Here is a 26,792-nt window from a genome sequence, read left to right on the forward strand (position 1 = left end):
AGCCACCAGTGGTGAATCTCCGCCCCTGCGTCCGGAAACGACCACATCATCGAGCGGTACAATTCCGGTGCAGAAATAGAACCGTTCTATAATCCAAGACTCGGCTTGGGTCAGTACTACCTAGCAGATCCGCTTCAGTCGCACTTAGTTTCAGCCTCGGTTAGTCACTCGCTCCCCGCAGATCCGTTTTTGCTACGGGGCTACTCGCTCGCATACTCCGGCCTCGCACATGCCCTCGAATCCCCCGCTTAATCAAATCCTCTATGGCCCGCCGGGCACCGGCAAGACCTATGAAACGATTAATGCTGCTCTTGAGATTCTGGCGCCCGAGTATCTGGCAGCGAACATTCGGAACCGCAAGGCGCTCAAAGCCCGCTTCGACACACTGAGCGACTCCGGGCATATTCGGTTCGTAACCTTCCACCAAAGCTTCAGCTACGAAGATTTCGTAGAGGGACTTCGGGCCACTACGGATGAGGACGAGACACTGAAATACGAGGTTGCGGACGGCGTCTTCAAGCTACTTTGCGAGTCCGCCGCCGTGCAGGTAACCGAGAAGGCCGCGGCGCCACTCGATCTCGCAGGCAGGACGGTGTGGAAGATGTCGCTCGGAAATACGCTCGGAAGCGATGCCGGGATCTTCGAAGAGTGCATAGCGAATGGTTACGCGCTACTTGGCTACGGCCAAACTATCGATTTCACCGGAGCCCGGACGCGCAAGGACATCTACGAACGGTTCCAGGCGGCGGGAAGTACCCTTTCCAGCGACGACTATGCAGTAACCGCCGTCACTACCTTCGTCCTCAAGATGAAGGTCGGCGATTTGATCGTTGTCACCGACGGCAACATGAAATTCCGGGCGATCGGGCAATTCACTGGCGAGTACAAGACGCTGAACCGCGACGCGCAGGGCGACGACTACGGACAATGTCGCACGGTGAAGTGGCTTCGCATCTATAAGCCCTCGCTACCCTTCGACCAACTGACGGCGAAGCAGTTTTCCCAAATGACCGTGTACCAGCTATACCCAGGCTCCTTGAATATCGAGAAGCTGGCGACGCTCCTGAACACTAAGTCCGGGCAGCGTAAGCCATTCCAGGAGGGCGAGTCATTCGGCAGCGGCTACGTGATAACGAAGGCCAGCCAAGACGTTCTGGAACTCCGAAAGCCAAAAGGAAATCAACTCGACATCGGCATGCGTATGCTTGGAACGCTTGCCGAACATGTTCGCCGAGGCCAACTAACTATCGAAGATATCAAAGAGAAGCGAGTCTTCGACAAGCTTCCCGATACCACGCTCGAGCCGTTTATTGTCAACGGCTACAACAATATTCTCCCTGCGCTTGTGCAGCGGATGGTCGACGGCGAAGCAGCACCGGTGGATCCGCTCGATCAGGCGGCCACTCGCGACGCGAGAGTGTTGATCATTGATGAGATCAATCGAGGCAACGTCTCTCGGGTATTCGGAGACCTCATCACCCTGATCGAACCTTCGAAGCGGTCAGGGAATGACGAGGCGTTGGAGGTGACCCTTCCATATTCGAAGAATCGTTTCAGCGTCCCCGCAAATCTCCATATCATCGGGACAATGAATACGGCCGATCGATCGCTTGCATCATTGGACCTGGCGCTACGCCGCCGATTCAATTTCCGCGAGATGCCACCTCGCCCAGAACTTTTGGTAGAAGTCGATGTGGCCGGTGTCAGCGTCGCATCGATCTTGAGTGTAATCAACGCCCGTATCGAGATTCTGTTGGATCGGGATCATTGCATCGGCCATGCGTACTTCATGCCCCTGGTCGACACTCCGACACTTCGTGAACTTGGAGCCATTTTCCGAACGTGCATCCTGCCACTGCTGCAGGAGTACTTCTTCGAAGATTGGCAGCGCATCCAATGGGTCCTCAACGATCATCGGAAGTCCGTGGCAACTCACCGATTCATCGACAAACCAGTGAGCAAGGTATCCGAACTATTTGGTGACGACGTTTCTTTCGGCGACCAGAACCAGCGATGGATCATCAACGAAGACGCGTTTTTCGTCCGTGAAGCCTATGTCGGCTTGATCGGTGACACCGGCTCGGAATCGTGACCCAGCACATTACGGTCCGCGAGTACGCAAGGCTCACGACCGATCCAGTCCCGAACCCGTCACTCGACCGCGCCCAAGTCTCAGCTACGGCGTTCGACTGGCTCTGTCGACTCAATTCAGGGATGAGCGCGGCCGGCGCATCGTTGGTTCAGATCGATGACCGCCGCTGGCTCCGCCTAGACAACTACGTAGGAGTGCTAGAAACACCTTGCGGAACAGTGCTGGAAATTCTCCCTAAACATGAGGAGAGCGCCGACACCCTTCCCCGCAGCCGGGCACTACTGCAACGAATGATTACAGCGGCCCTCGACCTACCCGTGCGGGAAGGTAGCGAAACGGCACTAGAACGCTTTGACGCCCCCCTAAGCGAATGGGTCATGGCCCAATTCCTGGCCGCCCTAGACCGTCTCGTCAAGCGCGGCGTCCGGTCAGACTACGTACGCGTCGAAGACTCCGAACGCTTCTTGAGAGGCCAACTCAACGTCTCACAACAAGTCCGACAATCGCCCGGGAAGCAGCACGTTTTCCAGATTCTCCACGATGTCTTCATCCACGACCGCGCCGAGAATCGCCTACTCAGGCTAGCCGTCGAGCTCGCATGCCGCACCACCAAGAGCCCCACGAGTTGGCGCCTAGCCCAAGAGTTGCGAAGCCTCTTTCAAGAGGTCCCGCCAAGTCGCAACGCCGCACAAGACTTCCAACGCTGGCGTACGGATCGGTTGATGGCTCACTACCAAACATTGAAGCCTTGGTGCGAACTAGTGCTATCGCAGCAGATGCCACTCTCGACCACCGGCGGATGGCGCGGCATCAGCCTTCTCTTTCCGATGGAAAAGCTCTTCGAGCGCTACGTGGAAGCGATGCTTACGAAGCAACTCGCTGAAGGCGCTCGGTTAAGTGCCCAAGTCCGCAGCCAATACCTATGCGTTCACGAAGGGCAGGGCATGTTCCAACTTCGGCCCGACTTCGTTGTTACCCAGGGTGAGAAGCGATGGGTGCTGGACACGAAGTGGAAACTGGTGAACGGTGAGAGGAAAGCCAATAAATATGGGCTTAGTCAGGCTGACTTTTATCAGCTGTTCGCGTATGGTCATAAGTACTTGGGCGGCAGTGGCGAGCTTTTTCTGATCTATCCGCGGCGACGAGCTTTCTTAAAACCACTACCCGAGTTTCAAATGGGGCCAGAACTGAAGCTTTCGGTGATTCCGTTTGATCTCGAGAAGGGGCGATTGATTGGTCAGGAAGGAATTTCTCCGATTTTTGCACAGCACTGAGAGCGCTTGTGGGCCTCGCTCGACCGGGTCAATCTGATGATTTTCGTCAGACACCTCCGAGCAGGTGCGCTCGTTCCTTTCGGGGGGGGTGGACGGTAGCTCTCCGATTCGCGCCCACTGTGGCCCAGGTAAGTCCATGGACGTTCGGGCGTTTTCACACACCCTCGACCCAAAGCGGAAGGCCACCCCCGGAGGCGAACTTGAAGCGGGTTGTGTTGCGGCTACATGCCGATGGCCCGTGGCCACCTACGACCGAAGGCGATTCGTCCTGCGCGCTCTACGCTTGCGCATCCAGATCACGAGGCCGGTCATGCTCAGTGCCGCAACGAAGATTCCCATGAACGACATCAGCACGCGTCCCGGCATGCCCAGCAGACGGCCGGAGTGAAGTGGCAACTGCGCCTGCATGAAAATGTCGCCCGCAGTGCCTTGCCCCGGCACCTTCTCGCCGAGGATCGCACCGGTATTCCCGTCCAGATAGAGGACCTCGTTCCCCATGCCGTCGTCATCCCGGTCGTCTTCCGGTGTGAAGAACGCCACGCCGTAGATGCTGAAGCGTTGAGCATAGAAGATGGACCCCGCAGGACGGGTCCAGCCGCGGCGGCGACCTTCGGCCTCTGCTGCCGCGATGGCCTGCTCGCGGCTCAGTATCGGCTCGGCAATTTCCCGCTCGCGACTGCCTTGGCGCACCTGGAATGGCGAGGGCGTCAACGGAGAGAAAACCGACACGAGCGGTCGCATGACTTGCGTTCCCAGATTCAGCGAGACCGAGGTCACCGCCAGCATCAGCAGCAGACCCCACACCCAGACGCCGCCGGAGCGGTGGATATCGAAATTGAGTTTGAATCCGCCCTGGCGCAATCGGAAGGTCAGCGATTTACGCCAGGCGCGCGCGCTGGGAAACGAGACATATAGCGCCAGGAAGCAGTCCACAATCCAGACAGCGGACACCACGCCCATCAGCCACACGCCAATATCGATACCCCAGCCCTTGGGAATGTGCATGGTGTAGTGCAGCTTGTAGAGGAAGGGCAGCAGGTTCTCGCGCGATAGCGATATCTGGCCCCATTGACGCCGCCCCTGCACGTGGCCGCTGGCCGGGTCCACCGCCACCTGGTTGAAGCCAAGGGCGTATGGCGCGCCGGTGGCGGGGTCAATGCGCGCGGCAACACCCAGCATGGCCGTATGACCGGGCTCCAGCGTCAGCGGCAGGAAGCTGACCCGCAGTCGCGGCTCCTCCGCCTCGATGCGGCGCGCCAACTCAAGAGGCGGAAGCGGGCTCTCCGTCGCACCGGAGGTGGCCTGGAACAGCCGGGGATTCACCCACTCGTCGAGTTCATGATCCCAGGCGATCACCGCGCCGGTCAGGCCGGCGATAAACAGGAAACCGGCGATGAAGAGGCCACACCAGCGGTGCAGCACCACCAGCGCGCCACGCATGCGGCCCCGCATCAGAACTGGTAGCGCGCGGACAGCATTGCATTGCGCGGCTCGCCATAGACGTTGCTCGGGAAACTGACGCTGCCGGACAGCGCGTTGTAGTACCGCCTGTTAAAGAGGTTATTGATGTTGAGTTGCAAGTCCAGCTTCGGTATCGGCTGCCATCCCACTACCAGATCGACCAGGGTGTAGGCACCCTGGGCGATGCGGAATGGCACACCGCTCGTGGTGCCCTGGTTGTAAATGGAGTCCTGCCCGTAGATCGAACCACCAATGCGCCAGCCCTGCAATGGGCCGCGCAGCCGGTACATGGTGGACAGCTTGAACAGGTGCCGTGGCGTGTCGGTGTCGAAGATCGCGCCCACGTTGCTGGCTGTGGCGTCCTTGCGATAGCGCGCAATCGCCACGGTGTAGCCAGCCCCCACCTGCCAGTTGGGCGTGATGGCGCCTTGCACTTCGAACTCCACGCCCTGGCTGCGCACCTCGCCGGCGGCCGAGTAGCACACTACGGTCGGGTAGCTGGCGCACTGGGTCTGATCGGCGCTGCGGAAGGCACGGTTGTTCTGGTCGATGCGGAAGACTGCCGCCGAGGCATTCAGCGCACCTTCGAAATACTCGCCCTTGATACCGATTTCGTAGTTCTTGCCCACCACCGGGTCCAGCAGCTTGTTGCTGGCATCCAGATAATTCTGGGGCTTGAAGATATCGGTGTAGCTGGCGTAAAGCGAGTGGTGGGCGTCAAGGTCGAAGACCAGTCCTGCATATTTCGTCAGTTGGTTGTTGACGCTGTATCGGTTGTGCGCACTGACGGATGGCGTGTTGGCGTTGAAGTTCGGATAAGTGTTGACGGTGTCGTTGTAGTCGAACCAGTCCAGCCGTCCGCCCAGAATCAGTTTCAGGCGATCGGCCAGATTCAGGCGCGTGGTGGCATAAAGGCTTTGCTGGCTGATCCTTGCGTCCATCCAGTCCCGTAACGGAATGTTCGGATCTGCGACGGCACCCGGATTGAAGTTGTAGAGGTTGAGGTTGCTGTTGAGCACCAGGCCCTGGCGGCTATTGCCGTTGAAATCGACGTTGCGGTAGCTGGCGCCCAGTACCAGCTCGTGTTTGCGGCCCAGCAGTTCGAAGGGGCCATTGGCATACACATCCGCACTGCTTTGCTTCTCCCGGTGTGCATTGCGCGCACCCAGCTGGCTGTAATTTCCAGTGGCATAGCTGTAGCTGAGGTAATGGCCCTCCATGTCGACATCGGCCTGCGCATAGTAGGCCGAGAGGTGCATGCGCCAGCCGTTGTCGAATCGGTGGTCGAGTCCGATGAAACCAGAGTTCGTGGTCTTGTTCCAGTACTCCCAGTCATTGGCGTAGGAGGTGGATCGCGGAAGTCCGAGATCGCTGCCGTCCCGCGCCACGGGCAGACCGGTGAAGCCGTTGCCGTGCAGTCGGCTTTCCTGATGCAGTCCGCTCAACGTGAGCGTGGTGGCGGGCCCGAGATCTTTCTCCAGGATGCCGTAGAACGTCTGGCCGTTGCTGTTTTCGCCGCGCTTGTAGCTACCGTAGTCCTGTGCCGCGATCACCGCGCGACCGCGCAGCGTGCCGTCCTCCGACAGCGGGCCCGAGGCATCCACCTCCGCGCGATAGCGGTCCCAGCTTCCAGCTTTCACACCGACGGACACCTGCGGCACCTTGGTCGGCCGCTTGCGCACAAGATTGATGGCCGCCGATGGGTTGCCCGCGCCCTGCACGAGGCCGGTGGCGCCACGTACGATCTCCACACGGTCGTAGATCGCCATGTCGGTGGCCAGCAGGTCTTGCGACAGGTTGGAGCTGTCCAGGCCCACGGGCAGGCCGTCGTACATGATGTTGTCCACATACAGGCCGCGTGAATAGAAAGAGGCGCGCTCGGGCCCGAAACGCCGGAACGTGAGACCCGGAGCGGTCTGCACCACGTCGTTGACCGTTGCCAGGCCCTGATCCTGTATGCGTTGATTCGTGATGACGGTGACCGCCTGCGGCGTCTCGCGCAGCGCCAGCTCAAGCTTGGTGGCCGTGCTGACCGGCCCGGAGTCGGTGTAGGAGCCGGTGCCCTCGGTAGTACCGCTCATGCCTCCAGCCTGCACGACGACTTCGGGCAGCGTTGCGCCGTGTCCGGCATCGCCGGTGATTGCTACCTTGCGCAGTACGTAGCCCGCCGATGTCGGTACGGCGGTGTAGCCGCTGCCGCGCAACAGGTGCTCGAATCCCTCTTCGCGACCATAGCTGCCGTGCAGCGCCGGCGCCTGCATGCCGTGCAACTGTCCGGCGTCCATCACGATCGATACGCCCGATTGCTGCGCGAAGCGGTTCAGCGATGTTGCCAGCGGCCCGGCGGGAATGTCATACCGCGTGGCCTGCGCTGCGGTCTGTGCGCTCGCGGGTGCCGGCGTGGCAAGCCAGAGCGCGGCGGCAAAGCTCAGGTGGGCCGCCACGGCTAGCGGGGTCAGCCGCATATGGCGGCGTGCAACGGTCAGGGCTGGGCGCCGGAAGCGGGCGTTGCGGTGCGGTGTTGCGGACATGCTTGCGGTTCCTCGATTCGTGATCTCTCATGGCCTTGACGCATGAAGATCGGAATGCGGAACCGGTTCGAAGAAAAAGTTTATCGGACCGATGCGGCGGGCATGTCGATGTACACGAGGTAGGGCGTCAGTGTCCGGATGCGCAGGGCGGGGTAGTTGATTGCCAGTAGCTGCAGCGCGCGGTCCGTATCGTCCAGCGGCAGGACGGCATTGACGCGGATACCGGTTACTGCGCCGCGGTCGAAGTACAGCCCGCCCCGTCGGCTACGCGCCAGTTCGTCGAGCACATCGGCCAGCGGGCGGTCATTGACCACAAGCTGATGATGCCGCCAGGCATCGTCAAGACTGCGCGCATCAATGGACTCCACCGGACCGATGCCATCCGGCGTGATCCGCACGCGCTCGCCCGCCTGTACGGCGGTCCCTTCGCGCTCCCCGGTCTGACGCTGGCGTGGCGTTTGGGCCAGGACTCTGGATTCGATGACGTCGAGTACCGTGGCGTCAGCCTCGCGATCCACGACGAACCGGGTGCCTAGCGCCCGCATGCTGCCGTCGGCGGTCTCCACCACGAACGGACGGGCGGCATCCTTGGCCACGTCCACCAGTATTTCGCCTTGCACGAGTTCCACGACCCGGCGCGCCGCGTCGTAGCGCAGGTTGACGGCGCTTCCGCTGCGCAGCGTGATGCGGCTGCCGTCGATCAGCGTGTGCGTCTTCCATTCGCCAGAAGCGGTGCGGATATCGGCAAGCAGGTAGGCGGGCGGCCAGGCATGAAAGGCCAGCCACGCGGGCATGACGACGAGACAGGCAAAGGCCAGTGCCATGCCGGCGCGCTTGAGCCGCTGCTGACGGCGCACGCCGGCACCCGCGGCGTCAAGCGCCGAGCGCGCTGGCCGTCCAGAGCCCGCTGTGCTGTTGCGCACGCCACGAACTTTCCCGAGCAGGTGCTCGAAACTTGCTGCGGCCGCCGCGTGACGAGGATCGGCGCGCTTCCATCTCTCGAAATCCGCACGCGCCTGTTCACGTTCGTTGGGGTCGTCGGATGAAAGCGCGACGATCCATTCCGCAGCTTGCTCCAGCAGCAGGTCTTCGGATGATGCGGGGGTGCGTTCGGCAGTCGAGCGATGCGGCATGTTCACAGTGGGTGATCCGCCAGGGCAGCGCATCGGGCCCGGCAATGCAGCAGCGCCTGCACGAGATACTTCCGCACCATGCGTTCGGAAACGCCCATGTCTACGGCGATGGCTGCCTGTGTCTGATCATCGAGATAGTGGCGCAGGAACGCTTCCCGCACGCGCGCCGGCGCGCCTTCGAGCGCATCGGCAATCTGGGCCAGGGCCTCGACGGCCATGGCAATCTCTTCCGGGGAGGGGTAGCCGGGCAGCGTATCGGCAATGAGCGCGATCTCAGCCAGATAAGCCTGCTCCACCAGTTGCCGGCGTGACCGATCGATCAGGAGACGCTTGGCAATGGTGGTCAGGTAAGCGCGCGGCTGGTCAATGCCAAGCAATGCATCACGCGAGCTGATAATCCGCACGAATGTGTCTTGCGCCACGTCCGCGGCATGGTGCGCGCACCCCAGCTTGCCCTGCAGCCAGCGGTGGAGCCATCCATGGTGGCCGCTGTAGAGAGCCTCGAGTTCTTGACGCTGCGCGAGATCGGACGAAGACACGTTTGGCCTGCTACGCCCGGATAAGTCGAGTACGGGGCGCGTTCAGTAAATGAGAATGGTTCGCATTGTAATGCAACTTGGGCGCGCGGCCCAGCGCCGGAACTATTGGAAGCAGATGCCGGCGGCTTCGTCAGGCGAGCACATCATGGTTGGCGCCATTGAGGCTGGAAATGCCAGCTTCATTCGTCCGCACGAAAAGCTGGGATTCGCGCATGTTGGCTTGATGCGGTAGTGGGTACGAAGTTTGGCAAGTGGCTGGCCCTGGTTTTCATGCAGTTCAAGGTCGATCATTGCCGTGATTCGGATGGAGTGAGCAAGCAGTAATTCCCCATCGCTACACATTTCCTTCCCCTAGAATTATCCGTGTCTGCGCTGGCTGGCGATGCCATTCGCGTCGGGAGCCAGCGCCGCATGCATTTTCAGAACATGATTCCCCCATCGAATACCGCCTCGAGATCGCGGACGTCGCGTCTCAATCCCGTACTGGCGATAGCCACGGCCCAATTGTTTGGCACATCCTTGTGGTTCAGCGCCAATAGCGCTGCCGATGACCTCGCCAGGGCATGGGGGCTGACCGCCGCGAATATTGGCATGCTCACGGCAGCCGTCCAGGGTGGTTTCATCCTTGGCACGCTTGTGTTTGCACTGTTCGGTCTGGCTGACAGGTTCTCCGCGAGTCGTATTTTTTGTATTTCGGCGTTGCTGGGCGCCGCCTTCAATGCTGGTTTGCCTGCTTGTCCGGGGACTTCACGGCGGCAATCGGACTTCGGTTCGCCGTGGGTATTTGTCTTGCCGGCATTTACCCGATCGGGATGAAACTGATGATTGGGTGGGCCCCCGAGAGAGCAGGCGCCGCGCTCGCGTTGCTGGTAGGCATGCTGACCCTGGGAACTGCCTTGCCGCACGGGTTGCGCACTGTCGCGGCGCAATGGCCGTGGCAACTCGTGATGGCGGGATCGTCTGTGCTGGCGTGCATTGCAGCCGGTATGGTCATCTACCTGGGCAATGGCCCGCACTTGCCGGCGCGCCGTGCTGACGGACCGAATCCAGGAAATCCGTTGCAAGCCTTTCGAGCCCGCCAGTTTCGCGCTGTTGCCGTGGGCTACTTCGGGCATATGTGGGAGCTCTACGCGTTCTGGACGATGGTACCCATGCTCATCGCGCGCACGTCGCTTCCTGCCCAGTTTGGGGGGCAGGGCGTTTCCGCACTTGCGTTTGCCGTGATCGGTATCGGCGCCTTCGGGTGCGTCTTCGGTGGATGGCTGACGCGTTGGGTGGGAAGTGCCAACGTCGCGCTGACCGCGCTGGTCATTTCCGGTGTGTGTTGCCTGCTACTGCCAGTGGCCGCCGATACGCTGTCGCCTGGTTGGCTGCTGCTGTTCTTCCTGGTGTGGGGCGCCGCAGTCGTGGCCGACTCTCCACAGTTTTCGGCGCTCGCGGCCAAGGCATGCCCGCCGGCATTGATCGGTGGCGCGCTGGCGATCCAGAACTCGATCGGATTTGCGCTGACTGTGGGGTCTATCGCGCTGGTCTCCACACTGCTGGGCGATCTCGGTATGAAGATCTCCTGGCTTCTCCTGCCGGGGCCGATCGTCGGTGTGTTGGGCTTTCTCTGGCTTCGTCGTAGCGCTCGCTGAAAGACTTTGACCGAGCGATCCCCACCAACTGCAACATGCCGCCATTGCGCTCCCCGCCGTCCCCCCGGTGTTAGCGGAGCGCCGGACCCGAGTCGATATCCGGAAAGTGATATAGATGCCTGTTACTTGCCGGTTCGCCGATCCGGATTCCCGCGGGTTGGAACAGGGCGCGACGGCGGTAATTTTCGCTATCGGACTTTGCCGCTGTCTTTGCAAGAGAGACTGCGTCGGCATACGTCATGGGTTCTTTCTCTTTTTCGATTCGAAGTCGCTTAGTCGCTTCGTCAATGCGCACGCTAAAACGGCCGAGGTTGTAGAGCAAGTACATGGCAAAGAGGTTGTCAAAATCGCGATACTCACCTTGCTCTCTTCGGAAATCGAGTGATAACACCGACGGAAAGCGGTCGGGCAGATTTTTGAAGGCAACTTTTGGATCTTCACGCGGTTCAATATATTCCGATGCTTCGAATTTCTTGTATAGAACCACATCCATCTTGTATTGACGCAGATTCCACTGCTCCATCAATTTCAGGGCCATTTCGGTAGGGACATTTGCTGTCGCCGCCGCAACGACGCGCCGACCACGGAGTAGCTGAGGATCGTTGACCTCGAGACGTTCATAGCCTGCGCCGAACTTGAACGCTGCGCCAATAACCTTTGCACAGTTCAGTCTCAGATAGTCGTACTTGACCTCGCCGTGGTGATACTCCGCGTTATTCGCGTGCCGGTGATAGTCGCCGTTGATACGCGAGAAGTATGAAACCAACGCTTGTTTCTCGGAGGATGGCATGCCGAAGACCCGTATACCGATGACCGAGCGCTTATAAACTTCGCCGTAGTCGAGGCCAAAGACCGCAAGAGCATCCAGCGATGAAGTCGTCTTGAACAAATACTCCATCTTGGGAACACCGACCACCAATTCCTTAGTGTAGAAGCGACCTTCATGTTCAGGTGCACGGTCGGCGTAGAAATTTGCGGAATACACCGTTTCGTCGGCTGCTCCATCGCTGCGTACCGCCAGTGCAATATGCCCGGCCGAGCCGCCCTTGGATGTCCCGAAGCTAATCAGAAGTTCGAGGTCGTAAGGATCTCGACGCAAAAATTCGGCCAGTTCCAGAATGTTGTCCGGCTCAGGGCCTTCCGTGGTTCCGAACTCGGCCGCCAGGCTGCTTTCGACAACGAGAGCGAGCACCAGGAGCGATAACTCGGCTACCCACTTTCTCAAATGTGCAAATGATTGATGCATAAACAAAGTCCTGGGATGAAAATGTGATTTCCCCTGTTACAGCATAGTCGGGCAAGAAAGTGATGCAAGATCGTGCGAGGGCGATCTGGTAGGTCTAAAGGCCATTAGTGAAGCAGATATGAAAGCCTAGAATCCAGATCGGATCGGTCTGACCTTCACCGATGTCCAAAGGAGTACCGTGATGAAGAAGATGTTTCTACTTTCCATTTTCAGTGCTCTTGGGCTGTCGACCGCCGTGCTGGCACAGGCACAGCCTGACATAAAAACGGATGTGACTCGATCGCCGGGTCAGGCGACGGCGACGGGGATGGTAACCGCGACAGCCGTTATCACCGCCATCGATGCAGCGAATCGCAAACTGTCCCTCAAGACACCACAGGGAAAGACCGTCGAGATGACCGTCGGCCCCGAGGCCCGCAACTTCGAACAATTGAAGTTGGGAGACAAAGTGACGGTGTCTTATCGGGAGGCGCTGACAGTCAGCCTGAAGAAGGGGAGCGGCGCGGCTTCCATGAAGGAAAAGGAGATTTCCGAACGCTCACAGCCCGGCGAGCGCCCGGGCGGAACGGTGGGGCGCGAGGTTACCGTTGTATCGCAGGTCGTCGCCGTAAATCGTGAGGCGCAGACCATAACGGTCAAAGGCCCACGGGGCAATCTTGTCGATTTGAAGGTGAACGATCCGGATCATATGACAACCGTAAAGAAGGGCGATCGGGTCCAGGCGGTCTACACCGAAGCGGTGGCGGTCTCGGTCGCGCCCGCCTCAGAAAATTAGACGGCTCGCCAAGGCTTGCGGGCGTTGCAGCGGTGTTTCGCCCGCCTTGGACCCATCGGCCGAGGAAGTCATTCGATTGCGCGAAGCGTTGGCCGAGCAGGTACGGTCACTCAAAGCGTTGAAGACGATGACGGCCAGTTATGGCTGCTCGTGTTACGAATGGTTGCACTGAGGCAGTCGCTTCTCGTTTGCACTCGCAATTGGGTAGAGGAAAGGCCGGCCTGTATCGCCGGCCTTAGTACGTTGAAGCGGGCCGGATCAGCAGTTGGCTTTCTTCGCTTGGCCCGGCGGACAGAAGTTGTTGCCCGGCCCGCCCTGGGGACGGGCCGCAGGACCGGAGTTAGGAAGGCTGACGCCCCTCTTCACACTGGGTTAGAAATTAAAGTTCACGCCGCTCTGGCCGCCGCCGGAAACGTTCGCTGCACTGGTCTGCGTCGCACCGGACGCGCTCGTCGCCTGCACCGAATACTGTCCGGCAACCGATGCGGCCGTCAGGGCGATTGGCAGTGTCGGGCTGTATGTGCCGATCATTGGCGCCGCGGCCGGTAACGTCAGCGAATACGCGCCAGTATCAAGGTTGGCGTTCGTCGAGGCAATTTCGTACGACACCGAGTTAATACTCTGCAGCGCGCGTACCGACGCCTGTGCCGATGCCGTGGCCGTGCCGGACACAGTGTTGGTGACGGACGTTGGCAGTGTGATGGGGGCGCCCGAGGTCGATACCGTGGTCGTCGCGCTCGCCGTAACTGGCACATTCCGGATAATGCCGGTTGCATGGCCGGACGGCAGCTTATTGTCGACAACCACTATGTCATAGGTGCCGTTGGTGCTGCTTTGGATAAGCGGCGTCAGGACGAACTGCCCATTGCCATCGGCTACAGTGCCGCGAATGACCTGGCCATTCTGCTCTGCGTAGACCGTGGCGCCAGCCTGTGCGGCAGGCACGAATCCGGAGATCGTGCCGCTCACGGTCAACGGCGTGGCGGTGACTACCGGCTTCAGGCTGTATGAGCCATTGCCCTGCTGGACAATCGACTTGCAAGCATTGAAGTCAAGAATCAGGTCGACCAGCGTGTTCGCAGGCACCGTAAACGGCTGAATGATCTTGTACCCGCTCTGGGTGGCGCTCGGCGTGGCCAGAGGCACCTCGTTCGTCGTGCCCGAGACGACCAGGGAGTTGGCCAGGGAATTGCCTTGGTTCGCGTTCAGCACCAGGCGCACCTGTTGGTACTGGCCAGCGGGTAAGGGTGCGCGGCCAATGTCGAACAACACGCCGTTGGTAAGAGAGAGCAGGTCCACCTTTTGCGGCGCGGGCAGCGTGATGTCCGTCCAGCCACTGTCGTTGTCCCCGGCATTGCTGCTGCTGTTCACCCGCACCTTGTTGACCGTGACATAGACGTGATCAAAACCGCAGGACGGGGCATCGGTCATTGCCACATGCAGGGTGCCATTAGTCGGTGCGTTGTCGCTGCTGCTTCCGTCACCGCCACCGCACGCAACCACGATAAAGGGCACCGGCAAAACGGCGAATATTTTCTTTAGATTAAGCTGGCTTCTCGTTATCATTTTTTTGATCCTCCTCAGGGCTCGATGGAGCCTGCAGCATAGGGGAAGCGCGTTCGCGGCAACGGGGCGGCATTGCAACGATCTGTAACAGGAATGAAACAGCCGTATTCGCCGTTAAGCTGGCTCCGGAGTTCGAGCGCCTGAGTTTGGACGCGGGATATCTCGAGAAAAATTGTCCCGAATATCAAAGCGCGATACGCGCGAAACCCGAAGAGAACGCGAACGTGCCAGTTGTAACGTCGCATGGAGTTGCCCCCCGCCCACAATGGCGAGCTCCGGTTTGGGCATTGCCATTGACGCCCGATATGCAACCCAAGGTAGTATCGATGGTTTCCTTCTTTCTCCCCACAACAAGGAGCTTCCGTGAAGAAATCTGTCGTTGCGATTATGCTCGCATGCAGCGGTTGGGCCGCGAGCGCGGCTGATGTCAATGTCTTCGTTGGAAATACGAGCATCCACGCGCCCGGTGTCAGCATCACCTTTGGCAGCCGAGATAGCAGGGGCTACTACTGGGATGGCGGGGAGTATCGCGATCCGGATTACTGGCGCAAGCACAACGGCCCCAAAGGCGAGAAGTACTACACCGGCCGCGGCAAGGGAAATGGCGGTTGCCCACCGGGGCAGGCCAAGAAGGCGAAATGCTAGTTGCCTTCTGAAGGGCCGGAGGGGCCCCGGGTAATCAGGCAGACGTCGCGCCGACCTGCCACGTGCAACTGACCACTGCAAGACAGCGGCTTGCCCTTATCCTCCGTGGCACTTCTTGAACTTCTTGCCGCTGCCGCAAGGGCACGGGTCGTTGCGGCCGGGCTGGTCGCCTGTCACCACGGCCTCCACGCGCGGGCCCAGGCTCTTCCAGATCTGGCGCAAGTCGTAGACCGCCCAGATCGCCTCGCCAAAGGTTTCCAGGCGCGCCCGGCTCGTGCTGGGCGGGCCATCTTCGCTGTACATGCGGACTTCGGGCTCGCCGGTGTCGTCCTCGGTCAGGGCGACGATGCTTTCGAGCGCGTCGTCCAGCCACTGGGCGACCTCCTTGTCGCGCGGGGCGGCCCATTCCTCGGGCCAGTTCTCCACCACGAACATGAAGCCCAGCGCCCACACTTGGCCAAACGACGGAATTTCCCGCCCATCCATCTCAGGGCGCTCTTCCTGGGGCAGGCTCAAGACGGCGCCGCGGATGTCCATTGCCTCGGGATAGAAGGTTTGGTCATCCTCCAGTGTCTCCACGGGCTGGTCGAGCTGGTGCTCCACCTCATTCCATCGGCGCTGCCACAGCGCCATGAAACGGGTCTGCTGGGCCGCGTCGTGGAACGCGGGCAGCAACGGCAGCGGGCTGCCCTCGGGCACGTCGAGCACAGCACCGTCTCCCAGCAGCATGGGCAGGTAGTCGGAAGCGGGGATGCGGCGGCGCGTGCAGACCAGGGCCGTAAGAAAGCCGTCGCAGAATTCCCATTGTGGGATTTCCTCAGCGCGCTGGCGCAGGTCGTCCAGCAGATCGTCGAGTTCCTGGAATTCGTCGGGCGTAAGAGCGGTGGCTTCGGTCATGGGGTGGGTTCTCGCGGTGCTGGGTGGAGATGCGCTGGACGCATCGCCGCGAAGTATAGCTCCGGTCGTGCGCCGGTCGTGCGCCGCACTTCCGCAAGCGGCCGAAAACAGGCAACGATGCCGATGCCGATGCCGATGCCGATGCCGATGCTTCCTGCAATGATGGTGCGCGAACCGATCCGGTCGGTAGCGCGGCGCGCTTATTCGGCTGGCCGAGGCGGCGCGCCTGGCGGCGCCTTGTAGCGGTTGTAGCTCCAGAGGTACTGTTCGGGAAAACGGCGAATCAACGTTTCCATCGCGTCATTGAGGACAGCAGCTTGGGCGGTTGGTTTTTCCGGCATCTCGCCGGGCAACCGCGTCAGGTGCAGGCGCCATCCGCGCCCGCTTGGCAGGCGCTCGCCCGACGCGAGGATCACGGCTGCTTTAGTCTGTGCCGCCAGCTTTCCCGGCAGCGTCATGGTGAACGCCTGTCGGCCAAAGAAAGGAACCCACACGCCCTCGCCAAGGCTCGGTGCCTGATCGGGTAGCAAGCCCACGGCACCGCCTTCACGCAGCGTCCGTAGAAAGGCGCGCACGCCTTGCGACGAGGCTGCCACAGCGGTCAACTCGGAGGTGGAGCGAGCGCTGTCCATCAGCGTTCGCAGATATTCTTTGCTGGGCGTGCGGAACATCACGGTGAGCGGCATCCGCTTGGCAACGTATCGCGCCGTAATCTCGAAGCTGCCCAGGTGTGGTGTGAGGAACAAGATGCCCTTGCCCTCGGCGCGGGCGGTATCAATGACGTCCCAGTCGTCGCAGATGACGCGCGTGATGCTGTCGTCACTACGAAACCAGATGCGACAGGTTTCGAGGATCATGGCGCCGGCCTCTCCGGCCGAGTGGCGCGCAAAACTCGCATCCGGATAGCCAGCTTGCGCGGCATTCTCCTGGAGGCGTTGCCGATATCGCCCGGGCAACATGTAGACAAGACGGCCTAGCGCACGACCGATGGCGTGCAACACGGGCAGGGGCAGCACTGCCAGCCCGCGGCAAAGTGTTGGCAGCCAATGAGAGCGAGTTTGGGATTCCAAGACCAAATCGAAAACGGGGTTGACTCTTGCGAGTACGTGATGGTGTTTCTACCGCAACCGCCCCCGCAGATAAAGTGCTACGTTGGAAAAGACTGTTGCGCGGCATGGACGGTGAGCATGCCCAAAATATGGTGCTAAAGGCGACGTGCGTGGCTGTACGCTTGACCGCGTCTCATCCCCTAAGCGGGGATCATTTCAACACGAACAGGCTTCGGTGTTTTGCAGTTTTGAACGGAGATTTCGTTTCTGCATTCTGCGGATACGGCGTCGGCGGCAGCTATTGCGGCACATCACATGTCCGGCGTCAGCATTCGATGACGTTGACTGCCAGACCACCCCTCGCGGTTTCCTTGTACTTGGTCTTCATATCGGCACCGGTTTCGCGCATCGTCTTGATGACCTTGTCCAGGCTGACGTGATGACTGCCGTCACCATGAAGCGCCATCCGAGCGGCACCAATCGCCTTGATCGCGCCGATGGCATTTCTTTCGATGCCGAGCCATTCGCGCCGGCACGGTTTTCCACTACGACGGTCGTGCCCAGATGCCGCGCCACGTAATCGCCCCAGATGCGCGCGAGGCCATCCGCACCGCCGCCCGGGGGAAGCGGCACCACCAGCCGTATCGGCTTGGCCGGAAAGTTGTCCTGAGCGAATGCGACAAAGGGCAGGCAAGTGGCGGCCGCAGCACTGCCGCACGCGAGGGCCAGGAAAAAATGCTTCATCTTGATGGAGACGGGCAGCGTCACCAAGACCGCGGAAAGGCTGGTGCGCACGCAGCCGGGCGTGAGTCGGGATCTCGCCCGACTACGGGAGGAGTTGGCTGACCCGCTGTTTGTCAGGGTGCGAGGAACACTGGAGCCCACTGAACTTGCTCGCAATCTACGCGGCACGGTCAGGCAGGCACTAGAAGCCGTCGACCAGGCGCTGGAGGAGGGTGGGGGGTTTCGTCCGTCAGAGTCAACGCAGGTATTCAAGATCGGCACGACGAGTGCCGTCGAACTCCTGCTGGCGCCGTTGCTGCATAGGTTCCTGGAATCCGCGGCACCTAATGCAGGTGCCTATTTTTTCCCGGCGTACGGGGATGTCACGCCCGTCGAGGATCTCGAAACTGGTGCTGTCGACATTGCAATCGGTCGCTTTGACCATCAGGCGCGCAACATCACGTTCTTTCCACTGTTCGAAGAGCGGCGCGTATGTCTCGTGCGGCGCGATCATCCGCTTGGCGACAAGCGGCTTGAACTGGCCGATCTCGCAGACATGCGCTTTATCAGCACGATCAACATGCTTGGACGCGACAACGATGTCGACAACATGCTCAAAAAGCATGGGCTGTCGAAGCGCAAATTTCCGATGTACGTGTCGACGTTGTCCCTGGCACCGTTCGCCATGCAAGGCAGCAACGCGGCAATAACGCTGCCGGTGCGTGTAGCGCGGATTCTTGCAGACCAGTTCGACCTGACCATGCTGGAATTGCCCGAAGAGTTACCAAATCGCATGTATTCGATTGCATGGCATGCACGTTGGGACACGTCGCTGTCACACCGGTGGTTCCGCGATGCTGTCATATCCATGCTCAGGTAGCTCGGCGGCGAGGCATTCGAAGGTCTCCGATCGACCCATTGCAGACGCTCAGATTTGAGCTGCGGGCGACTGAAACTAGTAGTTCAACGGTCATTCCATTGCCTAAAATCGCTACACCCGCCGCTCGATGCATTCGAGCCCCCGCACATCAGGAATCACAAAGCGAGAGTAGGTGCGCGGATCCAACCGTCTTTCTCCAGTTGCTTGAGCTTCCGGTCACCATCGGGCGAGATCGGCCCAAGAATGCGGGGCCAGACATTCGATTCGGCCGACGCCGATACCACGTCGCTGTCGCTTCGCACCAGCTATGCGCTGGCCAATGTGCAGAATCGATTCTCAGGGCGGCCGTAGGAGGCCGCCACAAGCTCTGGCGCGGTTGAGGCGCAGACCGACCGCCTCGGGGAGTCTTCGCGTGCCCGCACCTGCGCCTACGTGCCAACCAATTCAAAGTCCGGCATCTTGAACGTCTTGTTGTTCATGGCGTCGGTAGCGCCATAGAAGCGCATGGTCGGCATGGGGCGCTTGCCCTCGCTCGGTAGCCAGTTGGACTCCAAGCCCCCCGGTGCCCGGGGTCCAACGTAGATGGTCACGCTGCCATCGGGGTTCTTCCTCATCTTGTCCAGATCATAGGAGGACAGGGTGGTGCGGTTGGAATCGCTGTAGATGAAGGCGAACGTGGCGTGGTCGTAGACGGTGAGCGCCCAGAACTGCTTGACCGGCATGTCGCGCGGCACGTCCACCTTGTACAGCTTGCCGGGCTCGAGCCGTTTGCCGTCCTTGTCGGCCAGGGCGACCATATAGTGCGTGGCAGGGGCTACGCCCAGTTCCTTGGGCATATAGGTGCACCAGAAGTACTCAGCGGCACGCTCTATCAGGTCTATCCGATCGTCGTAGGTGAAGGTGAAGCGACGGTTGGCATCGGTTTGCAGTAACGACACATAGTGCCGATCCGGCCAGTAGACGCGCTTCACCATTTCAGTGTCGAACCACTGCTGCAGGAAGAACCAGGCGTCGATCGCTGCCTGACGCATCGCCCGTTTCGCGGTGTCGTCGGGTGTGAACGGCTTGCCCTTCTCGATTCCGAGGGATTTCAGCATCCCCATCATCACCTTGTCCTGCTCCTTCACCGGCTCCACGCTCAGGATCTCGTGCATGTCCGCGAAATGCCGCTCGTCATAGAACGGCAGCGTCGGATACCGCTGGTTGGCCGGGTCGACAAAGCGCTGGCGCGGCGGGCTGGCAGCTTCGGAGAGGTAGTACATGCGCAGCCGTTGCGCATAGTGGTAGGCGTCCTCCACGGACTTGCCGGGCGCGCGTACCGAACGAAAAGCGAGGGCGATCCGGTAGTTTGGTGACGCCACGTGGATATGGCCCTTTGGGATCGGATCCTTGTAGCCCGGCGGCGTGAACAGGTACTTGCCACCTTTGCCCTTGTCCATGCCGGATGGTCCCACGTCGGCAATCGTAAACTGCCACGCGTCCACCACCTGTCCGTAGACGCTGCCATCGGGTCCGGCCTTCGGTACCTCCAGCACTACCGGGCCCTTGCGCAGGTCGGTGTAGGCGGCGATGTAGGGCGTCGAGCTATTGGCGGTGATGGCCTCGAGCCGTGGCGTTGCCGGTGCGGAGTACGCAATGATGTCGTTGTCCTGCATCCCGAGGTCCGCGAACGCTGCGCGACGGAACGCGAAAATCGCAATCGCCGGCATGTTCCAGAGCACGGCCTCGAAGGCGCGGTGGTATTTGATCTGGTAATCGAAGTCTTTGACGGACGGCGCGCTTCCCGGTGGAGGCTGGCCACCCAGAGGCTCGCGACTTCCCTGCGCGGGGGCAGCGCCCGCAGGCTGGGCGTCCGCCGGTGCGCCCGTCGTGGCGGCAAGGGCACCGCCCGCGGTGGAAACCAGGAATTGACGTCGATCCATCGCAATGCTCCCTAACGTTCATCACGTTTCGGTCGTCAGAAGGCGGCGCCGTCGGCACGGCCGGATTGCCGCCAAAAGTCATGTCTTGCGTTACTTGCTGACACGCTCCATCGCCGGAAGCTTCCAGGCGCCTGAGATGATCGCGTCCTTCGGCTGGTAGATACGCAGCATTGCGTAGAAGCCCCCGCTCGGCGATGGCAGCCAGTTGACGCTCTCGGCCGGTCGTCGCGGCGACACGGTCACCGAGAAGCTGCCGTCAGCATTCTTGTGGATGTCCTGTGTATCGCTGCCAAACTTGTATCGGCTGATGGGGTTGTCGATCAGCATTTTCGTCTTCGCGTCGTAGATCGTGAGCGACCAGAAAGCGTCGTTGGGCGGCTCACCCGAGAACCTCACCACGTAGTCGTTCGCCCCATCCAGTGGCTGGCCTGCCTGGTCCGTGTAGCGGATTGGATAGACCGCTTCCTTCTCGCCCTGGCCGCCAAGGTAGGGGCCGGCCACCACAGCACGCAATGGATAGTCGTATCCAAAGCTGTCCAGTCCTCGCACGTAGTTCCAGCCCTGTCGCACTTCCGATGCCTGGGCGACGGCTGATACAGGGATCATCGGTGCATCGTTGATGGCGCGCATCAGGCCCTTGCGCTGGCTCTCGTTGAGCCTGCTCGGATCGAAACCCTTTTCCGTCAGGCCGATCCGCGCGAACTGCTCTGCGAGCGCCTTGTCCTCGATGCGAATCGGGTTGTCCTTCAGCGCCGCGCCCAGGTGCTTGTAGAACCCAAGGGGATCAGTTCCGATATCCGGCAGTGGCGCGAGCGAGGCGGCAGGTGCCTTCCAGTCCTTCTTGCCCACCGCCGACAGCGGGCGGAGGTCGAACGTATCCTGCAGGGCGTGCAGCTTCTTCATATCCTCGCCAGGGGAGACACGCATACGGCCCCACAGCCATACCTTGCTGGTCTTGATGTCCAGCCGTTTGACACCCGCCGGCAACTTTCCTTTCCAGCCCGGGCCGACAAGGGCAAAGCGGCCGGCCTTGGTGCCTGTCACGCGGCGGCCAATGTAATGCTCCAGCTCTTGCCACATGTTGAAGGTGTCCACTACGTAGTAGCGTCCACCGGTGTCCGGAACCGAGAGGATGTAGGGCTCGCGAGACAGGTCCACCACCGCGCTCAGATACGTGGTGTCGTTGTTCGCGGTTGGCATGTCCAGCGCCGACGGCGTGGCCAGGTCCCGCGCCCAGCCGATCTGGTTCAGCGGGGCCCGATAGCTGGTGGAAGGCTTCGGATTTGGCACCTCGATGTATTCCCGTGCCACGCGCTCCATTCTGACTAGCGGATAACCCCAGACGTAGGCCGACAGGCCAAGTTGATACGCATCGAACTCATTCCCCTTCGCGACGTTCTCCGGCGTTCCGGCTGTTTCCAGCAACGGGTCAGGCCAATCCTTTGCCTGACTTGCCGGGATCACACTGCAAAGAACTGCTGCCGCCAGACTCATGGTGATGCGCTTCGAGAGGCTTGTCATCGGGATGCTCCGTTAGTCAGCTGGGCAATATCGGCTCATGCCCAATCTGACCTAGTATGCCGAGCCAGTGCCCGGAAATGCTGCCCCCTTCGCATTTCTCGCAAAGTTTCAGAACGGTTCAGAAATCTTTCATTTCGCGGATGGCCTCGCCCTAGGCACCATGGCCACCATTCGGTGAAATCCGGTCAGTCAGATTCCCGGTATTCAAGGAGCTACCCATGTGTCGTCGAGGGAGAGCAGTCAGATCCATGTTAAGGATCGCCATGCCGCTGTTCGGCGCAACCGTAGCGTCAGCCCACGCGGAAGATTCGGCCGATCTGGCAAAAAAGTTGAGCAATCCTGTCGCAGCATTGATCAGCGTCCCGTTTCAGTTCAACTACGATCGCGGAATCGGGCCGGCCCATGATGGGGATCGACTGACGATGAACTTTCAGCCAGTCGTTCCCATTTCGCTCAATCAGGATTGGAATCTGATATCGCGAACGATCTTGCCCTTTACCTATCAGTCATCGGTCACGCCTGGCTCGGGATCGCAGACCGGACTGGGCGATACGGTGCAGAGCCTGTTTTTCTCACCGAAAGCGCCCACGGCGGGCGGCTTGATCTGGGGAGTGGGGCCGGCAATGCTATTGCCCACGGGTACCGAAAACCAGCTCAGCAGTCGCAAGTGGGGTCTGGGCCCAACCGCAGTGGGCCTCGTTCAACATGGCCCGTGGACCTACGGGATGCTCGGGAACCATATCTGGTCAGTTGCGGGCGACAACGGCAGGCCAGCGGTAAGCAGTACCTTCCTACAGCCATTCCTTGCTTATACGACGCCCACCGCGTGGACGTACACGATCAATACCGAGTCCACCTATGACTGGAAACAGTCGCAATGGAGCGTGCCGGTTCATGCGGGTGTCAGCAAGCTTGTAAAGATCAGGGATCAGCCGGTCAGTTTCGGATTGTTCGCGACATACTGGGCGGATTCGCCTGTCAGTGGGGCACATGGATGGGGCGGTCGCGCCGTGGTGACATTGTTGTTTCCGAAATAACGCCTGGCGCTTTGATGCGGGTATGAAATGCTCCGATCCTGCGGCGTTTGAAGATCGGAAAGAAGACTGGCTGGTAACCGCAGGATGTCGTTGGTACAGTCGCCCACCTCGCATAGAGGAGGGTACCTGCAACGGGATAAACCAGACCGGCAGGGCAGTAGCCGACCCGTTGCAGTCCCCTCAGCATTGCAGTGCCACCGGCAGCTTAGGCCGGTGAACGGTCATGTAGAGTCGCCGCCCCGGCCACCGGAGGTTTGCGATGGGTTGCATCTTAGTTTCGTCAGTTCAACGTTTTGGTCTGCCTGAACGCCGCCAGGATGGCCAGGTCATAGCCGATCTTCAGCAAGCCGCAGGCCAGCAGAGGGGCTCCGGTCCAGCCTATTGCCATGAGGCCACCGGCAAGCATCGGGCCGATCGCTGCGGCCAGGCTGCGCGGTACTGCGGTGAGACTTGCTGCCGCACTGCGCTCGGCGGGGGTGACGACTGCCATCACGAACGCCGTACGCGTTGGCACATCCATCTGGGACAGTGCGCTGCGCGCCAGCAGCAACAGTAGCGTCAGGGACAACGACGGTGCGAACGCCGCCGCAATCAGGAACATGCTGGATGGAATATGCGTGAACACCATGGTGTTCAATAGTCCGATCTTCCGGGCGAGCGGGACGGCGGCGAGTTGGGACGCGGTTGTCAGCAGTCCCGCCCAGAAGAAGAATTGTCCTGCTGCACCGGAAGTCATGCCGAAACGCTGCATTAGCCAAAGCGAGAGCAAGGCATTGACGACCAGGCCGCCTGCGAATGCATCCACGCTAAACAGCATTGCCAGCCGCACGACTATGCAGCGCGATGGACCTAACGGTGCTGGTGGCGACATTGATTGCGGATGTGGATCGGGCAACCTCGCATAGAGTGCCCACAGTGCGATGCCCGACAGCGTGTAGACGGCGAACATCAGACGCATGGCGTCAAGAGACGATACGCCGGCATGCATGGACATCCAGCCCGGAATGGCTGCGGCCAACGCCCCGAACGCTGCGGACAGGGAACCCGCAAGACCGTAGCGTGCAAACAGTGCCGTGCGTGAATCGGGTGTCGCCGCCTCAGCCAGTCGTGATTGTTCCAACGGCAGGAACACGCTCACATCGCCCGAGCTAGGGTTCAGTGTGCCGACGAATGCGACGATCAACAGTGGCCATAGCGATGTCAAGCCCGCAAAGGCCGCACCCGTGGCCGCCATCAGGACGGCGGCCAACATCAGCAGGCGTCGCTGTGCAAAGCGATGGCCGACAAATCCGACGAGGATGGTGGCGAGTGCGGAGCCGATCAGCGTGGCACTGCTGATCGCTCCCACCGCGAACTCGTCGAAGCCGAGGGCCAGCAGGTATGCGGGCAGGAGCACGGCAATGAAGCCATCGCAGAAGCCACGCAACGAGCGTCCGGCAAGAAGCGGCAGGACGGTTGCGTCGACACCGGACGGCACGATGAGGCGGGAAAGCATGGTGTGCCGTATCAATGGTGCAGCAATGGATAGACCACCAGACCAATTAATGCAGCGCCAGCAACAATCATCGGCTCTGACAGCTTCTTGAACTTGAGCAGCAGTGCAACTGTGGCGAGCGCCAGCAACGCAGTCGGGATATCGACGATCGAACGCTTCGCCAGAACGATCACCGCCCCGGTGATGGCGCCGATCGCCGCTGCGGTCACGCCATCGACGAACGCCAGGATCGCAGGCAGCTTGCCGTATTTCTTGAAATACGGCGCAGGGAGAACGGTGAACAGGTAGCAAGGCAGAAACGTTGCGGCAGCCGCGACGCAGGCGCCGGGGAAGCCCGCCACGAGGTAGCCGATGAAGCCCACCGTGATGACAACTGGGCCGGGTGTGATCATCGCGACGGCTACGGCATCGACAAACTGCTTGTCGTTCAGCCAGTGATGCTCGGTCACCACGCCACCGTACAGGAATGGCACGATGGCAAGCCCGGAACCGAATACGAACGCACCAGCCTTGGCGAAGAACACGGCGATTTGCGACAGCAGCGGCCAGTCAACCGTACTCATCAAGCCGCCCGCCGCCAGCGGGGTAGCCGCTATCGCATTCAGTCTGCCTTGCCGCAGCCATTTGGGCGGCGCGCGGCAGAACCATACCAGCACGCCGGCCGCGAGGAACAGCCACGCAACCTCCGATTCGGTGATCACCGTCACGGCGACAAGTACGAGATAGATCAGCCAGAGTAGCTTGTCCTTGCCTACGCTCTTCTTGGTCAGCTTGTAGGCGCTGATGGCGATGATGCCGATCACCGCAGCACCCACGCCGTAGAACACCGACTGCATCCAGCTCAGGCCACCAAAGCGCACATACGTCCAGCCAAGCGCCAACACCATCAGGAACGACGGCAGCACGAAGGCGATGCCGACCAGTGTCGCGCCGAGGATGCGGTAGTGTACGTAGCCGAGGTAGATCGCGAGCTGGGCAGCAAGCGGGCCCGGTGCGAGTTGCGCCAGCGATAGCCCCTCCTTGTAGTCGCCATCGGTAATCCACTGCCGCGTATCGACCAGATCCCGATGCATATAGCCGGCGAGCGCTACCGGACCGCCAAAGCCCAGCGTGCCAAGCTTCAGGAAGTACATCACCAGTTGGCGCAGCGTATAGCCGGGAAGCGCGTGCTCCGGCTCGATCAAGGTGGTTGGCTGGGGCGCGTTCATTGTCTTGCGTAGAGAGTGTTGCGGAGAGCTGGAAGCCGTCGACGAACTGGCGTGTCCTAGCGTTTGCGCGCGCTGGAGAAATGCGTATAGAGCGAGTCGAGGACATAACCGACCTCCTCCAGCAATGCGTCGTCATCGGACAGTCGCTCGCGTGCGCCGGCCAATATCGCTTCAAAGCCACTGGCTTCCGCTACGGGCGTGCCGCCGATGTCGAGCACGTGAACCATCTGGCCCAGTCGCGCCAGACCCTTGTTCTCGTCGAGTGCAAAACTGGCGAGCAGCACCTCGAAGGAAACCCGGTCGCCCACATGCGTGAAGGCGGCGCCATCGAAATCGAAACCGAGCACATCCTCCGGGCACTGGTGTATGTCGTCGAGCCACAGGAACGTGGCGTGGGGATCGATGAAGCGTCGGATCAGCCAGGCGCAGGCAACACGATCCACCCAGAGGTGCTTCCGGGTGGCCCAGCGACGTCCCTGGTACTGCATGGGATCTCGCTGTGGAATGCGGCCGGCCCCGCCTTGCGGTTCGCCCGGCGACAGCATGATGTCGATGGCCGCGTTGAAATCGCGCCACTGCGCTTCAGCGCGGGCCGTGGCCTCGTTCGGGAAGAAATCGATCTTGCGGATAGCGTCGTAGCCGCGGCCGTAACGGCGCGTCATGCGCAGGAGTTCCGCTTCGTCGGCATCGGCCAATGTTGCTCGCGCGCTGGAGACTTCCTTCATCCAGTCTGCATATTCGGCCGTGCGATCGAACAGCGCGCGATATTCGGCATCCTGCTCGGGGGCGGTGGCATGCACGGAAAGCGTCCAGACCTTGCCATCCTCCTGGATCGCGTCGGTAGAGAGGGCTCGCAGTGGCTCGTGCAATCCAGCGAGATCGGGTAGCAGATAGACCCCGTCGCGCAAGGCCGCCGCACCAAGCGCCTTGATGCCGCGCCAGAACCGCATGCGGGCGGTGGCGGCAGATGTGGGCAGGCTGACGATCAGCAGCACCCACGGGGAGGAGGACGGAACAGGAGTCATGCGCCCAGCTTAGTGGGTCGTAGTTCCTGTTTCAATGTTGTAGAGGTCTCTACAAAGAAGGGTTGTGTACGGCAGCTAAGTGTCGATTGCAGCGCAAATGATCGGCGACCCTCCTGTCAGGGTCGCCGATCCTCAT

At 60.7% G+C, this 26,792-nt stretch carries 20 protein-coding genes and 2 pseudogenes; 7 read left to right on the plus strand and 15 right to left on the minus strand.

Annotated features, from left to right (window positions below; translation table 11 throughout):
* Positions 1-229 precede the first annotated feature (229 nt).
* Both GA566_RS19280 and GA566_RS19285 read left to right on the plus strand, forming a co-directional pair.
* Positions 230-2,092: an McrB family protein gene (locus GA566_RS19280; protein WP_137925202.1), complete on the plus strand. Its 1,863-nt coding sequence runs from the start codon at positions 230-232 to the stop codon at positions 2,090-2,092.
* Positions 2,089-3,366, plus strand: coding sequence for an McrC family protein (locus GA566_RS19285; protein ID WP_160473716.1), 1,278 nt, complete (start codon positions 2,089-2,091; stop codon positions 3,364-3,366). The genes GA566_RS19280 and GA566_RS19285 overlap by 4 nt, the downstream gene beginning before the upstream one ends.
* 246 nt (positions 3,367-3,612) lie before the next feature.
* On the opposite strand, the gene GA566_RS19290 is transcribed toward GA566_RS19285, so the two are convergent.
* From GA566_RS19290 to GA566_RS33690, 5 genes are all read right to left on the minus strand, one after another.
* Positions 3,613-4,818 carry a PepSY domain-containing protein gene (locus GA566_RS19290; protein ID WP_237380493.1) on the minus strand — a complete coding sequence of 402 codons (1,206 nt, stop codon included), beginning with the start codon at positions 4,816-4,818 and terminating at the stop codon, positions 3,613-3,615.
* Positions 4,818-7,358 (minus strand): TonB-dependent siderophore receptor, encoded by a 2,541-nt coding sequence (locus GA566_RS19295; RefSeq protein ID WP_160473717.1) that lies wholly within the window; start codon positions 7,356-7,358, stop codon positions 4,818-4,820. The genes GA566_RS19290 and GA566_RS19295 overlap by 1 nt, the downstream gene beginning before the upstream one ends.
* An 80-nt stretch (positions 7,359-7,438) precedes the next feature.
* Positions 7,439-8,491, minus strand: coding sequence for a FecR domain-containing protein (locus tag GA566_RS19300; protein WP_160473718.1), 1,053 nt, complete (start codon positions 8,489-8,491; stop codon positions 7,439-7,441).
* A gap of 2 nt (positions 8,492-8,493) precedes the next feature.
* Positions 8,494-9,030 (minus strand): sigma-70 family RNA polymerase sigma factor, encoded by a 537-nt coding sequence (locus tag GA566_RS19305; protein WP_160473719.1) that lies wholly within the window; start codon positions 9,028-9,030, stop codon positions 8,494-8,496.
* A gap of 102 nt (positions 9,031-9,132) precedes the next feature.
* Positions 9,133-9,321, minus strand: a complete 189-nt coding sequence (locus tag GA566_RS33690) for a hypothetical protein (RefSeq protein ID WP_160473720.1) — start codon at positions 9,319-9,321, stop codon at positions 9,133-9,135.
* A 135-nt stretch (positions 9,322-9,456) separates the two neighbouring features.
* On the opposite strand from GA566_RS33690, the pseudogene GA566_RS19315 reads away from it, so the two are divergent.
* Positions 9,457-10,667, plus strand: a pseudogene (locus tag GA566_RS19315) (nitrate/nitrite transporter).
* Positions 10,668-10,737: 70 nt separating this feature from the next.
* On the opposite strand, the gene GA566_RS19320 reads toward GA566_RS19315, so the two are convergent.
* Entirely contained in the window at positions 10,738-11,913 is a 1,176-nt protein-coding gene (locus tag GA566_RS19320; RefSeq protein ID WP_237380495.1) for a hypothetical protein, read from the minus strand.
* Between the two features lie 181 nt (positions 11,914-12,094).
* On the opposite strand from GA566_RS19320, the gene GA566_RS19325 reads away from it, so the two are divergent.
* Positions 12,095-12,688 carry a hypothetical protein gene (locus tag GA566_RS19325; RefSeq protein WP_160473721.1) on the plus strand — a complete coding sequence of 198 codons (594 nt, stop codon included), beginning with the start codon at positions 12,095-12,097 and terminating at the stop codon, positions 12,686-12,688.
* A 372-nt stretch (positions 12,689-13,060) separates the two neighbouring features.
* Here GA566_RS19325 and GA566_RS19330 read toward each other — a convergent pair whose 3' ends face one another.
* A complete protein-coding gene (locus tag GA566_RS19330) occupies positions 13,061-14,254 on the minus strand; it encodes a DUF4382 domain-containing protein (RefSeq protein ID WP_160473722.1) in 1,194 nt (397 codons plus the stop codon).
* 363 nt (positions 14,255-14,617) lie between these two features.
* Between GA566_RS19330 and GA566_RS19335 the strand changes: the two genes are divergently transcribed.
* Positions 14,618-14,899: a DUF2502 domain-containing protein gene (locus tag GA566_RS19335; protein ID WP_137925210.1), complete on the plus strand. Its 282-nt coding sequence runs from the start codon at positions 14,618-14,620 to the stop codon at positions 14,897-14,899.
* A gap of 96 nt (positions 14,900-14,995) precedes the next feature.
* Here the strand turns inward: GA566_RS19335 and GA566_RS19340 are convergent, their stop codons facing one another.
* The 3 genes and pseudogenes from GA566_RS19340 to GA566_RS19350 form a co-directional block, all read right to left on the minus strand.
* The gene (locus GA566_RS19340) at positions 14,996-15,796 is read right to left on the minus strand and encodes a YecA family protein (RefSeq protein ID WP_137925211.1); all 801 of its coding nucleotides are present in this window, start codon (positions 15,794-15,796) and stop codon (positions 14,996-14,998) included.
* Positions 15,797-15,996: 200 nt separating this feature from the next.
* Complete coding sequence (locus GA566_RS19345; RefSeq protein WP_137925254.1) at positions 15,997-16,839, minus strand: lysophospholipid acyltransferase family protein; 843 nt, start codon at positions 16,837-16,839, stop codon at positions 15,997-15,999.
* Between the two features lie 331 nt (positions 16,840-17,170).
* Positions 17,171-17,359: pseudogene (locus GA566_RS19350) on the minus strand (L-serine ammonia-lyase, iron-sulfur-dependent, subunit beta); the annotation flags it as partial.
* A 180-nt stretch (positions 17,360-17,539) separates the two neighbouring features.
* Between GA566_RS19350 and GA566_RS19355 the strand changes: the two are divergent.
* Entirely contained in the window at positions 17,540-18,448 is a 909-nt protein-coding gene (locus GA566_RS19355; protein WP_160473723.1) for a LysR family transcriptional regulator, read from the plus strand.
* A gap of 428 nt (positions 18,449-18,876) precedes the next feature.
* Here GA566_RS19355 and GA566_RS19360 read toward each other — a convergent pair whose 3' ends face one another.
* Together GA566_RS19360 and GA566_RS19365 are read right to left on the minus strand one after the other, a co-directional pair.
* A complete protein-coding gene (locus GA566_RS19360) occupies positions 18,877-20,370 on the minus strand; it encodes a DUF1254 domain-containing protein (protein ID WP_137925213.1) in 1,494 nt (497 codons plus the stop codon).
* A gap of 90 nt (positions 20,371-20,460) precedes the next feature.
* On the minus strand, positions 20,461-21,891 hold the full coding sequence (locus GA566_RS19365) for a DUF1254 domain-containing protein (protein ID WP_160473724.1): 1,431 nt from the start codon (positions 21,889-21,891) through the stop codon (positions 20,461-20,463).
* 248 nt (positions 21,892-22,139) lie between these two features.
* Here GA566_RS19365 and GA566_RS19370 point away from each other — a divergent pair, with 248 nt between their 5' ends.
* Positions 22,140-22,928 (plus strand): transporter, encoded by a 789-nt coding sequence (locus GA566_RS19370; RefSeq protein WP_160473725.1) that lies wholly within the window; start codon positions 22,140-22,142, stop codon positions 22,926-22,928.
* A 280-nt stretch (positions 22,929-23,208) separates the two neighbouring features.
* Here GA566_RS19370 and GA566_RS19375 read toward each other — a convergent pair whose 3' ends face one another.
* The 3 genes from GA566_RS19375 to GA566_RS19385 are packed head-to-tail and all read right to left on the minus strand — an operon-like array spanning position 23,209 to position 26,656.
* Entirely contained in the window at positions 23,209-24,423 is a 1,215-nt protein-coding gene (locus tag GA566_RS19375) for an MFS transporter (RefSeq protein ID WP_160473726.1), read from the minus strand.
* 11 nt (positions 24,424-24,434) lie between these two features.
* Positions 24,435-25,631 carry a chromate transporter gene (locus tag GA566_RS19380; RefSeq protein WP_160473727.1) on the minus strand — a complete coding sequence of 399 codons (1,197 nt, stop codon included), beginning with the start codon at positions 25,629-25,631 and terminating at the stop codon, positions 24,435-24,437.
* A gap of 56 nt (positions 25,632-25,687) precedes the next feature.
* On the minus strand, positions 25,688-26,656 hold the full coding sequence (locus GA566_RS19385) for a chromate resistance protein ChrB domain-containing protein (protein WP_160473728.1): 969 nt from the start codon (positions 26,654-26,656) through the stop codon (positions 25,688-25,690).
* Positions 26,657-26,792 lie beyond the last annotated feature (136 nt).

The sequence above is a fragment of the Cupriavidus sp. SW-Y-13 genome, assembly GCF_009793345.1.
GTDB lineage: Bacteria > Pseudomonadota > Gammaproteobacteria > Burkholderiales > Burkholderiaceae > Cupriavidus.

Coding starts and splice junctions, on each gene's coding strand:
- GA566_RS19380 (WP_160473727.1), bottom strand. CDS start 25,631: ATGAACGCGCCCCAGCCAACCACCTTGATCGAGCCGGAGCACGCGCTT.
- GA566_RS19280 (WP_137925202.1), top strand. CDS start 230: ATGCCCTCGAATCCCCCGCTTAATCAAATCCTCTATGGCCCGCCGGGC.
- GA566_RS19320 (WP_237380495.1), bottom strand. CDS start 11,913: ATGCATCAATCATTTGCACATTTGAGAAAGTGGGTAGCCGAGTTATCG.
- GA566_RS19375 (WP_160473726.1), bottom strand. CDS start 24,423: ATGCTTTCCCGCCTCATCGTGCCGTCCGGTGTCGACGCAACCGTCCTG.
- GA566_RS19295 (WP_160473717.1), bottom strand. CDS start 7,358: ATGTCCGCAACACCGCACCGCAACGCCCGCTTCCGGCGCCCAGCCCTG.
- GA566_RS19360 (WP_137925213.1), bottom strand. CDS start 20,370: ATGGATCGACGTCAATTCCTGGTTTCCACCGCGGGCGGTGCCCTTGCC.
- GA566_RS19340 (WP_137925211.1), bottom strand. CDS start 15,796: ATGACCGAAGCCACCGCTCTTACGCCCGACGAATTCCAGGAACTCGAC.
- GA566_RS19325 (WP_160473721.1), top strand. CDS start 12,095: ATGAAGAAGATGTTTCTACTTTCCATTTTCAGTGCTCTTGGGCTGTCG.
- GA566_RS19330 (WP_160473722.1), bottom strand. CDS start 14,254: ATGATAACGAGAAGCCAGCTTAATCTAAAGAAAATATTCGCCGTTTTG.
- GA566_RS33690 (WP_160473720.1), bottom strand. CDS start 9,321: ATGATCGACCTTGAACTGCATGAAAACCAGGGCCAGCCACTTGCCAAA.
- GA566_RS19365 (WP_160473724.1), bottom strand. CDS start 21,891: ATGACAAGCCTCTCGAAGCGCATCACCATGAGTCTGGCGGCAGCAGTT.
- GA566_RS19300 (WP_160473718.1), bottom strand. CDS start 8,491: ATGCCGCATCGCTCGACTGCCGAACGCACCCCCGCATCATCCGAAGAC.
- GA566_RS19385 (WP_160473728.1), bottom strand. CDS start 26,656: ATGACTCCTGTTCCGTCCTCCTCCCCGTGGGTGCTGCTGATCGTCAGC.
- GA566_RS19290 (WP_237380493.1), bottom strand. CDS start 4,818: ATGCGGGGCCGCATGCGTGGCGCGCTGGTGGTGCTGCACCGCTGGTGT.
- GA566_RS19370 (WP_160473725.1), top strand. CDS start 22,140: ATGTTAAGGATCGCCATGCCGCTGTTCGGCGCAACCGTAGCGTCAGCC.